Annotated in this window: 8 protein-coding genes and 2 pseudogenes; 4 read left to right on the top strand and 6 right to left on the bottom strand. The window is 62.3% G+C overall.

Translation table 11 applies throughout. From position 1 onward, the window contains the following. Positions 1-78 precede the first annotated feature (78 nt). From PSH59_RS12240 to PSH59_RS12230, 3 genes and pseudogenes are all read right to left on the bottom strand, one after another. Positions 79-1524 carry a mechanosensitive ion channel family protein gene (locus PSH59_RS12240; RefSeq protein ID WP_305395183.1) on the bottom strand — a complete coding sequence of 482 codons (1446 nt, stop codon included), beginning with the start codon at positions 1522-1524 and terminating at the stop codon, positions 79-81. Between the two features lie 132 nt (positions 1525-1656). Beyond that, on the bottom strand, positions 1657-2523 hold the full coding sequence (locus tag PSH59_RS12235) for a pirin family protein (protein WP_305395182.1): 867 nt from the start codon (positions 2521-2523) through the stop codon (positions 1657-1659). Positions 2524-2660: 137 nt separating this feature from the next. Next, positions 2661-2830, bottom strand: a pseudogene (locus PSH59_RS12230) (MFS transporter); the annotation flags it as partial. Between the two features lie 102 nt (positions 2831-2932). Here PSH59_RS12230 and PSH59_RS12225 point away from each other — a divergent pair. From PSH59_RS12225 to PSH59_RS12215, 3 genes and pseudogenes are all read left to right on the top strand, one after another. Beyond that, a complete protein-coding gene (locus PSH59_RS12225) occupies positions 2933-4039 on the top strand; it encodes an efflux RND transporter periplasmic adaptor subunit (protein WP_305395181.1) in 1107 nt (368 codons plus the stop codon). A gap of 2 nt (positions 4040-4041) precedes the next feature. Then, positions 4042-7125, top strand: coding sequence for an efflux RND transporter permease subunit (locus tag PSH59_RS12220; protein ID WP_305395180.1), 3084 nt, complete (start codon positions 4042-4044; stop codon positions 7123-7125). A gap of 110 nt (positions 7126-7235) precedes the next feature. After that, positions 7236-7589 (top strand): annotated as a pseudogene (locus PSH59_RS12215) (hypothetical protein); the annotation flags it as partial. Positions 7590-7707: 118 nt separating this feature from the next. Here PSH59_RS12215 and PSH59_RS12210 read toward each other — a convergent pair. The 3 genes from PSH59_RS12210 to PSH59_RS12200 form a co-directional block, all read right to left on the bottom strand. Beyond that, a complete protein-coding gene (locus PSH59_RS12210; RefSeq protein ID WP_305395178.1) occupies positions 7708-8937 on the bottom strand; it encodes a M20/M25/M40 family metallo-hydrolase in 1230 nt (409 codons plus the stop codon). A 45-nt stretch (positions 8938-8982) separates the two neighbouring features. Next, complete coding sequence (locus tag PSH59_RS12205; protein ID WP_305395177.1) at positions 8983-10041, bottom strand: diguanylate cyclase; 1059 nt, start codon at positions 10039-10041, stop codon at positions 8983-8985. 105 nt (positions 10042-10146) lie between these two features. Continuing rightward, a complete protein-coding gene (locus PSH59_RS12200) occupies positions 10147-10779 on the bottom strand; it encodes a LysE family translocator (protein WP_305395176.1) in 633 nt (210 codons plus the stop codon). Positions 10780-10940: 161 nt separating this feature from the next. On the opposite strand from PSH59_RS12200, the gene PSH59_RS12195 reads away from it, so the two are divergent. Then, the gene (locus tag PSH59_RS12195) at positions 10941-12353 is read left to right on the top strand and encodes a PLP-dependent aminotransferase family protein (protein ID WP_305395175.1); all 1413 of its coding nucleotides are present in this window, start codon (positions 10941-10943) and stop codon (positions 12351-12353) included. Positions 12354-12401: the final 48 nt, after the last annotated feature.

Raw genomic sequence — 12401 nt, 5'->3', positions numbered from 1 at the left:
GACGCAACCGGACCTGCCGTGATGTGATCCGGGCAAGCTCCCGCAGTGCGGAAAATGGCTTGCGGCTCAGCGACCGGCTCACAGACCGCGCTTGCGCAACCACTGCAAAAAGCCTTTCTTGACCGGCACCACCGGCGCTTCCTGGGTCAGGGCCTGGGCCGCATGCAGGCGAAAATCCAACAAAGTCTTCATCGCATCGCCGATGTCGTGCCGCGCGTCCAGGCACGGCGTGAGGTACTCCTTCTCGATGCGATACAGCGTACAGAACGTTTTGGCGGTGAAATCCGCCAGGGTGGCCTGATCCGTGAGAATCCCCGCCTCGCCAATTACCTCGCCCGGGCCCATGCGCCCGGCTTCGAATTTATGCCCGTCTTTGACCAGCATCACCGAGACCACGCCGGACTCGACGATAAACAAATGGTCGCTGACCTCGCCGGCCGGCAGGATCATCTCACCGGCGCGGTAGGTGTGCAGGGTCATGTTCTGGCTGAAGGTTTCCTTTTCTTCCTGGCGCAGGGTGGAGAAGATCGTGGAACTGTCCAGCAGCGCCCGCGCCCGTGACGGCGCGACCGGCGTAGTGCTTTCGACCGCCGATAACAGGCTCACGCCCGCCGCTTGCAGATGCCTGAAGGCCAGGTCGTACAGCTGGTTACGCACCTCGCGCTTGAGGGGCATGGCGGGCACAAAGCCACTGATTTCATATTCCACGCCGCCACTGGTGGAGGTCTTGAACGCCACACTGGGTGCGGGGTTGGTCAGCAACGGTCGGCAACCCTGCATGGCGCGTTCCAACGCTTCGATCACCGTTTGCGGGCGCGCGTGGGGGCTGACCTGCAGGCTGACGGCCAGGCCGAACATGTCTGCCGGGCGCGAAAAGTTAATGATCTTCGCCTTGGCCGCCAGGGAATTGGGGATCACCGCCATGCTGCCCTGGGAGGTTTGCAGGCGCGTGGCACGCCAGTCGATGTCGGTGACGCGCCCTTCGGTGCCGTCGATGGAAATCCAATCATCCAGTTGATAGGGCTTGGTGGTGTTGAGCACAATCCCGGAAAACACGTCGCTCAAAGTGCTTTGCAACGCCAGGCCAACAATGATCGCCACCGCGCCGGATGTTGCCAGCACGCCTTTGACCGGCAGGTCGAGCACGTAGGCCAGCGCGGCGATGATCGCAATCAGGAAAATCACCGCCCCCAGCAAGTCCTGCAACAGGCGTCCGGTATGCCCGACGCGCTGCATCATCAGCGCCCCAAGCAACACCGTAAGCGTGCGCGCCGCGAACAGCCACCAGCCGATCTGCAAGGCCGTGGCGGCCATGTGCAAGGCGGTGTTGTCGGCGTAGGGTGGCACGAGCATGGGGTTCATGCCGTCGTTGAAGAGCACGGCGCTGAACACCGCGAAGATCACCAGCCGCGCCGCCAGCTTCCAGTTGGCGAAGTCCGCGGAAATCAGGCGCCATACGGCAATATCGATAATGACCAGCGCCAATGCGCAGAGCATCGGGTGATCGGAAATAAATGAGGGCATCCAGGCGACTCCAGGGCGAATGGCGTGAAGATCGCATGAATTGAGAACGCTGGAAAACAAAATGTGGGGACAGGCTTTTGTAGTGAGAGGGCCCACCACAAAAGCCCCGCACGACAGATGTGCGACGGGCGATCAGACGTTCATTCGCCCAAACCGACCCGACTGGAAATCCGCAAACGCCTGATGAATCTCTTGCTCGGTGTTCATCACGAACGGTCCATGCCCGACAATGGGCTCCTCGATCGGCTCGCCGCTGAGCAGCAGCACCATCGCGTCGTCATCGGATGCCAGGGACACCTGGGTGCCCTCGCGCTCGAACAATGCCAATTGCCCTTGGCGGGCCACTTCCTCAGCGTTAATCCGCACCGTGCCGCGCAGCATCACCAGGGCGGTGTTGCGACCGGCGTGCAGGTCCAGGGTCACGGTTTTACCGGCGTTAAGGCGCAGGTCCCACACGTCGATCGGCGTGAAAGTGCGTGCAGGCCCCGTGACGCCCGCGAATTGACCCGCGATCAGACGCAGTTGTCCGGCGTCATCAGCCAGCGGCAGCAGCGGTATGTCGCCGTCGATGATCGTCTGGTAGCCGGCGTCGGCCATTTTGTCTTTGGCTGGCAGGTTGACCCACAGTTGCACCATCTCCAGCGCGCCGCCTTTACGGGCAAAGTCGGCGGAGTGGAATTCTTCGTGAAGAATGCCTTTTGCGGCGGTCATCCATTGCACATCGCCAGGGCCGATCGTACCGCCGGCGCCGGTGGAATCGCGGTGTTCGACCTCGCCGTCGTAAACGATGGTCACGGTTTCAAAGCCGCGATGGGGGTGCTGGCCAACGCCGCGACGCTGTTCAGTCGGGCTGAATTGCGCCGGGCCGGCGTGGTCGAGCAGCAAGAACGGGCTGATGTGTTTACCCAGGCTGTCGTAGGAAAACAACGTGCGCACCGGGAAACCGTCGCCGACCCAATGGGCGCGAGGGCTGGTGTAGATGCCGATGAGTTTTTTCATGATGGTCCTCCAAAGTGCAGACAGCCTAATTCCCTCCATCCATGGATACTAGACGGCAAAAATAACGTTATTCGTTCTATACATAGGACAATGCTTTGCGCGGGCGCTCACGTAACAGGTGATACGCAGTGAAGGTCAGCACGGCAAAGCCCACCTGCAGCCTTCAAGGCCGAACCCGTTGGGGCCACCAACGCCTGCTCGATGGCGCCGAGGCCCGGAGTGATCAACGGGGTCGCGACTTCACCCAGTGCGGTGGGGCTACCAGTAAAAACAACAGGCTGCGTGTCGGTGCAGGGGCATTTGCCATGGTGATTATCCAGGGGGCTGGATTAATTTATATTTCGACCATAATATTAGTGAAAAATTATGTCCGTAATTTTTTGCCCGATGGTCACCCCTGGAGCCCGACATGCACCCTCTCCCCCTGCGCTTTCTCACGCCCCTGGCCCTGTTAAGCCTCCTCAGTGGCTGTAACAGCCAGGCAGACAGCGCCGCCCCAATGACCCCTCCGCGCCTGGTGCTCGCCGCCCAGGTCGACGCCGTCGGCACCCGGCAAAGCGCCTACACCGGCGTGGTCGCGGCCCGCACGGAAAGCGACTTGGGCTTTCGGGTCAGCGGCAAGGTGATCGACCGTAAGGTGGACCCCGGCCAGCACGTGTCCCGTGGCGACACCCTGCTGGTGCTGGATATCGGTGACTTCGAACTGGCCCTGCGCTCAGCCAGGAACCGCGTCAACGCCGCCCAGGCGCAACTGCGTCAACGCCGCGATGATGCAAACCGCTACCAACGCCTGGCCAGCACCGGCGCGGTGTCACGGCAGATCTTCGATCAATCGGCAACAGCCCTGCGGGTCGCCGAAGCCGAGCTGGCCTCGGCGCAATCCGATGCCAGCCAGATCGAAAACCGCCGTACCTACTCAGTGCTCAAGGCCGATGGCGACGGCATCATTACCGACGTGCGGGTCGATCGCGGCCAAGTGGTCGCCGAAGGACAAATCGTCGCGCGCCTGGCCCATGATGGCGCCCGCGAAGCCATCGTCAACCTGCCGGAAAACAGACGCGATCAAGCCTCGCAAAAAGCCCTGGCCTTCCCCTTTGGCGCACCTGACCAGGCGGTGACGGCCTCCCTGCGCGAACTCTCCGCCAGCGCCGACCCGGTCACCCGCACCTACCGCGCCCGCTATGTGTTGCATGGCGCCGTAGACCGCTTTGCCCTGGGCTCGACCATTACCGTACGCCTGCAAGGCGACGGCCAGGCCCAGCAAACCCGCGTGCCCATCGGCGCCTTGCATGACGCCGGGCAAGGTCCTGGGGTCTGGCTGATCGGCGCCGACAATAACGTCAGCTTTGCCCCGGTGAAGGTCGCCAGTCTCGGCCAGGAGGATGCCCTGCTCGACAGCGGCGTGCGCCCAGGGCAAACCGTCGTCGCCCTCGGCGCCCACCTGCTGCACAGCGGTGATGCGGTGCGCCTGCAGCCCGCCCAGGCATTGGCCCTCAACCGCAAAAAGGATCAATGAGCATGCGCGGCATCAACCTCTCTGAGCTGGCGGTCAAGCATCGCGCCGTCACGCTGTTCCTGATCATTGCGATCCTCGCCGCCGGGGTTTTCGCGTTCGGCAAACTGGGGCGCGCCGAAGACCCACTGTTTACCGTCAAGGTCATGACCATCAGCGCCGCGTGGCCCGGCGCCACGGCCCAGGAAATGCAAGAGCAAGTGGCCGACCGCCTGGAAAAACGCCTGCAGGAGCTGGACGGCTACGACCGCGTCGAGACCATCGCCCAGCCGGGACTGGTGTCGATGCGCATGACTTTCCTCGAATCCACACGCGCCAGCGAGATTCAGGAGCTGTTCTACCAGACCCGCAAAAAGCTCAGCGATGAAGCCGCCAGACTGCCCAAGGGCGTGATCGGACCGTTCTTCAACGATGAATATTCCGATGTGTATTTCGCACTGTATGCGCTGGAAGCCGAGCACCTGCCTCACCGCCAACAAGTGCAAATGGCCGAGGACCTGCGCCAGGGCCTGCTCAACCTGCCGGGAGTGAAGAAGGTCAATATCCTCGGCGAGCAGGCTCAGCGCATCTTTGTCGAGTTTTCCTATGAGCGCCTGGCCACCCTTGGCATCAAGCCCGATCAGATCTTCGCCGCCCTTGCCGCGCAAAACGCGGTGGCGCCTTCGGGCTTTGTGGAAACCGCAGGCGCGCGCGCCTACATCCGTATCGATGGCGCATTCGACAGTCTGGCACTGATTGAAAATGTGCCGCTGCAGGTCAACGGCCGGGTGCTGCGCATCGCCGACGTGGCCACCGTCAGCCGTGGCTACGAAGACCCGCCCAGCTACCGCATCCGCCATCAAGGTGACCCGGCGCTGATGCTCGGCGTGATCATGGAAAAACACTGGAACGGCCTGGAACTGGACCAAAGCCTCAAGGCCCAGGAAGCCAGGATCCAGGCGGATCTGCCCCTGGGCGTGAACTTCGCCAAGGTCTCCGACCAGGCCAAGAACATCACACTGGCGGTGAATGAGTTCATGCTCAAATTCTTCGTCGCCCTGGCCGTGGTGATGGTCATCAGCCTGCTGGCCCTGGGCTTCCGCGTGGGCTTGGTGGTGGCGGCTGCGGTGCCGCTGACCCTGTCCATCGTGTTTGTGATCATGCTGATGACGGGCCGCGAGTTCGACCGCATCACCCTCGGCGCGCTGATTATTTCCCTGGGTTTGCTGGTGGACGATGCAATCATCGCCATCGAAATGATGGTGGTGAAACTGGAGGAAGGTTTCGACCGGATTCACGCCGCCACGTTTGCCTGGAGCTCCACCGCCGCGCCAATGCTGACCGGTACGCTGGTGACGATCATCGGTTTTCTGCCGGTGGGCTTTGCACGTTCAGCCGCTGGGGAATACGCCGGCAATATCTTTTGGATCGTCGGGTTTGCGCTGATCGCATCCTGGCTGGTAGCCGTGGTGTTCACACCGTATCTGGGCGTGAAGTTGCTGCCGCAGATCAAACCGGTCCCCGGTGGCCACGACGCAATCTATGCCGGGCGCTACTACCAGACACTTCGCAGCCTGGTGCAAGCCTGCGTGCGTCAGCGCTGGCTGGTGACGGGGCTGGTGGTGGCGGCATTCGTGCTGAGTGGCCTGGGCATGGCCGTGGTGAACAAGCAGTTCTTCCCCAACTCCGACCGTTCCGAGCTGATCCTTGAGGTGTACATGCCGCCCGGCAGCGCATTCAAAAGCACCGAGGCGGTGGCGGCGCAGCTGGAAAAAGCCTTGCTGCAGGAGCCACAGACACGCATGGTCGACACCTATGTGGGCGGCGGCGCACCGCGCTTTTTCCTGTCGTTGAACCCGGAACTGCCCGACCCGGCGTTCGCCAAATTGATCGTGCAAACGCCCGATTCCCACGCACGTGATGCCTTGAAGCTGCGCATGCATGAACGTATCGCGGCCGGCGAATTCCCGGCCGCGCGGGTGCGTGTCACACAGTTGCTGTTCGGGCCGCCGGTGCCGTTCCCGGTCGTGTTTCGCGTGTCGGGCCCGAACCTGGATGTGCTGCGCGGCTTGTCCGAAGAGGTGCGCGGCGTGGTCGCCGCCAACGCCCTGACCAAGGACACCTTCCTCGATTGGGGCGAGCGCGCCAGCGGGTATCGCCTGGTCCTGGATCAAGACCGCCTGCGCCTGCTGGGCTTCACCCCTGACGAGGTCAAGTCTCAGCTCAATGCCCTGCTCAGCGGCAACCCGATCACCGAAGTGCGCGAGGGCAACCGCACCGTGTCCGTGGTCGCCCGTGCCCAGGGCAATCAGCGGGAGAACCTCGACAACCTCAACAACATGACCCTGACCAACAGCGCGGGCACCTCGGTGCCACTGGCTCAGGTCGGGCACTTCCAGGCGGTAATGGAAGAACCCATCCTCAAGCGTCGTGACCGTGCGAGTACCGTGGAAGTGCGCGCCGACATCATCGACGGCGTACAACCGCCCGACGTGGAAATGGCGGTGTACAAGGACCTGCAACCGCTGATCGCCACACTGCCGGCCGGCTACCGGATCGACATCGGCGGCCCGGTGGAAGAAAGCGCCAAGGCCAACGCTGCCCTGGCGGCGCTGTTCCCGATCATGATCCTGCTGACCCTCACCGTGATCATGTTCCAGGTGCGCTCCTTCGGCGTGATGTTCATGGTCTTCGCCACCGCCCCTCTGGGCTTGATCGGCGCGGTGCCGACCCTGCTGCTGTTCAACCAGCCCTTTGGGTTTAACGCGATCCTGGGGCTGATCGGCATCGGCGGGATCCTGATGCGCAACACGCTGATCTTTACCGACCAGATCCGCCAGAACCAGGACCACGGCATGCCGATTCGCGAGGCCATCGTCGAAGCCACGGTACGGCGAGCCCGCCCGGTGATATTGACCGCGTTGGCAGCGGCGCTGGCGTTCATTCCGCTGACGTTGTCGGTGTTCTGGTCGTCCCTGGCGTTCGTGCTGATCGGCGGCGTATTGGTTGGCACCGTGTTGACGCTGTTGTTCCTGCCGGCGCTGTGCAGCCTGGTGCTGGGGCGAGAGAAGACAGAGGTTGTCGAAACGTCCCACGCAAGCGCCGGATAACCTCTACTCCCCTCCCCTGAGAACCTCTGCAAAGTCCTTCGCCTGATCAAACAGTGCGAAGGATTGCAGATGGTTATTTTTTTGAAGGCCCCAGGCAACGGGGCCGCATCATGATCAACGGAACCAGCCAAGCCATTGGCTTTCTGGTGCTGGCGGCGATGGACTCGAAGACGCGCGACGTCGAGTCCGTCCTCAGCGACTTCCGCCGTTGCCTCAACCACTACGATGCCTGGGCCGAGCGTTTTTTCAGCTTTTCGGCACTGGATGTCGAGCAGGTGTTCAAGGTCGGTGACGAGGTGGCAATCGTCGCCCCCATCAATCGCTCACTCTTCCCCAGTACCACCGTGGCAACGTGCCAGGCCACCGGCACCTTGACCCTGGTGCATATGTTTCAGAGCGCGCGCTTTGTCCCCATTGGCGATACGCCGGTGGTGGTGCAGCGCATCGACCCCGACGGCGGCCCAGCCTATCTCTCCCAGCAACTCATTAACCCAGAAGCTCATTACACTCCCAAGCCTATTCACCCCAGAAGCCCACTTCCCTAAAAACCGGCTCATCCAAGACGGCTGGGTGAGCCCTCAATCACCGCTTCGAAAGCTCCATAATCATCCGGCTAAGCAGGTAAACCCGCGGCACCACACTCTCCACCTCGGCATACTCCTCGGGCGTGTGAATATTGCCCCCCACAATCCCAAACCCATCCAATGTAGGCGTGCCCACCCCGGCCGACAGGCTCGCATCCGCCGCGCCGCCGCTGCCTTCAATCGTCAACGTTTTGCCCAGTTCCCCATAAATCCCCTGGGCGATCGCTACCAATTTGTCCGATTCCGGCGTCTGTGGCATCGGCGGCAGGCCGCGTTTGAGGCTGGTGGTGACTTCGGTTTCCGGGATCAGTTTGTTCGCTGAAACGCGTACCAGGTCTTTCTCGATCCGATCGAACTCTTCCGGCAATGCGGCGCGCACGTCGGCTTTGGCGGTGGCTTGGTCGGGGATGACGTTGGTGCGGTCGCCGGCCTTGATCACGGTGAAGTTGATGGTGGTTTTTTTCTCTTCATCGCCCAGCTTGCCCAGTTGCAGGATCTGGTGCGCGGCTTCCATGGCCGCGTTGCGCCCCAGTTCCGGGGCGACCCCGGCGTGGGCGGCTTTGCCTTTGACTTCGACCACAGCGGTGGCGCTGCCTTTGCGCCATACCACCAGGCCGTCTGCGGGGCGGCCGGGTTCGAGGTTCAGCGTCACGTCGTGGGCTTTGGCGGTGTTGCGAATCAGATCGGAGGCGATGTCGGAGCCGGTTTCTTCGCTGGCATCGAGCAGAAAGGTGATTTGCCCGAAGTCCTTGAAGCCCTGGTTTTTGAGGACTTTGAGCGCGTAGATACCGGCGACGATGCCGCCTTTGTCGTCCATCACGCCGGGCCCATAGGCGCGGCCGTCCTTGATCTGGAACGGGCGCTCGGCGGCTGAGCCTTCTTTAAACACGGTGTCCATGTGGGCCATCAGCAAAATCTTGGCCTTGCCGCTGCCTTTCAGGGTGGCAATCACATGGCTGCTGTTGGCGGCGGCATCCGGTACCCGTTCGATACTGAAGCCCAGCTGTGTCAGTTCGTCGACCGCGATCTCGCTGACCTGGGTCAGGCCCGGCCCGTAGCCAGAGCCCGAGTCAATGTTCACCAGGCGCTCCAGCAGTGTCAGGGCCTCAGCCTTGTACTGCTGAGCGTCCGCCTGGATCTGCTTGTGGGGTTCGGCACTGTAAGCCGCCAGTGGGAACGACAACGCCAGGGTGACGGCCAGAAGGGTACGGGGGAAGGTGAAGAGCATAAACCGATCCTTGTTTTGTGTGAGGGACCGCTCCACCCTACCCCACTAAACAGACCGCAACCAAACGCCCTGCGCCGCGTTGACACGGTTGCGTCCGTTGCTCTTGGCCTCGTACAACGCCAGGTCGGCATCGTTAAGCCAACTGATCGCATCGACATGCCCCGGCTGGTAAAGCGCCAGGCCGATGCTCAAACTGGCGCGCAACGTGGGGTCCTGGGCGTAGGCCAGGGCGTTGAAGCGGTCACGCAAGGCGTCCATCACTTCAGTGGCACGGTTGAGTGGCATGCCGGGCAGGATTACGCAGAACTCATCCCCGCCGTAGCGCCCGGCCAGGTCGGGGATGCGCAGGCTCTGGCGCAGGACTTTGCTCAGTTGACGCAGAACGATGTCGCCGGTGACGTGACCGTAGGTGTCATTGATCAGCTTGAAATGGTCGATGTCGATCAGCGCAATCGCTGCGCCCTGCTGCTCGCGGCGGCAGCGTTGAAATTCGATGTCCAGATGGTCTTTCCAGGCCCCATGGTTGAGCAGGCCGGACAAGCTGTCGGTGCGGCTCAGGGCTAGAAATTCGTGTTTTTGCCGAGTCAGGGTCACCGCCTGGCGGTAGCAGATCCAACCCAGCGCCAAGGGATATACCATCAGGATCGGCAGGCAGGCATAGAGTTGCGCCTCGGTGGTCACCGCGATGAACGAGGGGGCGAAGATCAGCAGCGCCGTGCCGATGCCCAACGCCTGGGCAACCCAGCCCGCGAGCATGAAACGCAGACCGCCGATGGCCACGTTGTTCATGGTCATCATTGACAGGCTGGTGACGGCGGGCAGCGGGTTGAAGTGCATGGCGCCGGCCCAGAAGCCGCCGCAGAACGAATCGAACAACAGGTTGCGCCGTTCGCTGCGCAGGGCATTGGCGCTACGCAGCGACAGTTGGTAGCCCAGGGAGGGCCAGACAAACGCGTTGATCACCATCCAGACCCACACCCACAACGGCGGGTTCAGCGGGTACATGCCAAACACCACGCATACAAATCCGAGCGTCAGCCCCAAGGTGCGAGATGTGTACAAGCGGCGAGCGAGCGGAAGTCCCTTTCCTCCGGCGGCTGGCATGGTCGGCGTAATCCTGAATGAATGCCTGGAGTCTATCAGGGCGCCAGCAATACGCCACTACCACTCATAAGCTCATCACTCGCGCAAATACCCGTTCCAAAGCGTCTAGTGGGAAAAACCGCGCGCCAACATCAGCGCCACCACCAACAGCAACACCGCCGTGATTCGCTGCAGCAGCACCCGACGCGTGGGGTTTTCCAGCACATGCTTGATGCGTTGGCCGAAGTAGCAATACAAGCAACCACTGGCAAATTGCAGCAACAGGAATGTCGTGCCGAGGATCGCGATGTCGGCCGCCGAGCTGTGCTCCCCTGCCCCCGTGAACTGCGGGAACACGGCGCTGAACATAATGATGGCCTTGGGGTTGGAAAACCCGGTCAACAATCCCTTGCCGAACAGGCTGCGCGAGCCTTCCACGGCTGCCACCTTGCCGATCGATACGCCGCTGCTGGTCCACTGTTTGCAGGCCAGGTAAAGGATGTAGGCCACGCCGACAAGCTGAATGCTCTGGGTGATGGCAACGTTGCCCTTGATCAAGGCCGAGAAGCCTACGGCAAAAATCAGGATCGAAATCAGGTAGGACACACTGGCGCCGATCTGCGCCGGGATCGAATGGCGCAGGCCATCCTTCAAACCCAGACTCAACAGCAACAGGGTCATGGGGCCGGGGCTGAAGGTGACGGTGGCGCAGAACAGCAGGAAGTAGAGAAACGAAGACAGCGTTAATGCACTTGTCATGGGCCAAGTCCTTTTGAGGGTAGATACAACGGCAGACGACGGTCCCTTGCGGGCAGCATCGCACGCAGTCTAGGGAAGCGGCGTTGCGCATGGCAGGTAAAGTGATGCCTAATCCGGCCTCACCTCACCGGTAAAACAGCCGGTAAACACAGGGAAGGTTTATGTTTGTATCCGCCATCGCCTTCGTGGAAGGCGCGCCGAAGGTGCAGCAGATCGTCGAGGCGTTCAGCCAGGCCATCGAAAACGGCGAATGGGCACCCGGCAGCAAGTTGCCTTCGGTGCGTGAATTAACCCAGACCCTGGGCGTCAGCAAGTTCACGCTCAACGAGGCGCTGGACCGCCTGCGCGGGCGCCACCTGCTGACCTCAAGCCAGGGCCGCGGTTACTTTGTGGCGATGGACAGCGCGCGCCCGGCGTCAGCGGCCTGGGTCGACCTGTTGCCGCAGGATTTGCTCAGCGTATTGCGCCGGCCGTTGACCACCGCCGCTGGCGAGTTGCGCCCTGGCGGCGGGCATTTGCCGGAAGCGTGGCTGGACAACGATGCCATGCGCCAGGCCATGCGCTCTGTGGTCCGCGCACCGTCGCTGCGCATCGCCGGGCTGGGCACGCCCGCCGGGTTGCTGCCGCTGCGCCAGGCGTTGCAACAGAAGCTGCATGGCGAAGGGTTGTCAGTGCCGGTGGAACAGATCATCACCACCCCCAACACCGTGCAGGGTCTGGACATGCTCATGCGCCTGCTCGCACGTCCCGGCGACACGGTGCTGCTCGACGCGCCGTGCTACTTCAACTTTCACGCCAACCTGGCTTTGCACGGCGTCAAGGTCGTGACCCTGGAGCGTCGCCCCGACGGCTTCGACTTTACCGCCCTCGAACACCTGCTGGCCGAACATCGCCCCAGCCTGTACCTGACCACCAGCGTGCTGCATAACCCCACAAGCCATTCCTTCAGCCCAAGCCAAGCGTTCCGCCTGTTACAACTGACCCAGCGCTACCACTGCCATATCGTCGAGGATGACCTTTATGGCGACCTGCACCCCAACCCTCCACCACGCCTGGCAGCGGTTGCCGGCCTGGACCAGGTCACCTACCTGTCGGGCTTCTCCAAGATCCTCAGCGCCAACACCCGCGTCAGTTTTGTGGTGGCGGCGCCCCAACTGGCGGCCAACCTGACCAACATGAAGCTGATGAGCGGCGGCGTGACCTCGGAACTGCTTGAACAGATTGTCTATCGCCTGCTCAGCGAAGGCAGCTACGCCAGGCACCGCAAGCGCATGGTCCAGCGCTTGATGGAAGCCGGTGGGCGCGTCGAGCAATGGCTGCGGCACTGCGGCTGCGAACTGCCGATGGCCTTCGAAGGCGGGATGTTTATCTGGGCACGCCTGCCGTGCGGGGTGAACGGCGAGGTGCTCGCTCAGGAGGCGCTGAAACACAGCATGTTACTGGCGCCGGGCGCACTGTTCGGCAACGACCCGGCCCATCGCGACTCGATGCGTTTCAACGTGGCCCACAGTGATGATCCACGGGTACAGCAGGTGTTTGAAGGGTTGTTGCTCAAGGCCGTGCGCGGGGCCTGAAAGGCAGCGCCGGTTGCACGGCACCTGCGACGTTCGATCCACTCTTGC

The sequence above is a fragment of the Pseudomonas sp. FP2309 genome (assembly GCF_030687575.1).
Classification (GTDB): domain Bacteria; phylum Pseudomonadota; class Gammaproteobacteria; order Pseudomonadales; family Pseudomonadaceae; genus Aquipseudomonas.
Note: the sequence above shows the minus strand (reverse complement) of the source record. Positions and strands in the feature narration are given on the sequence as shown.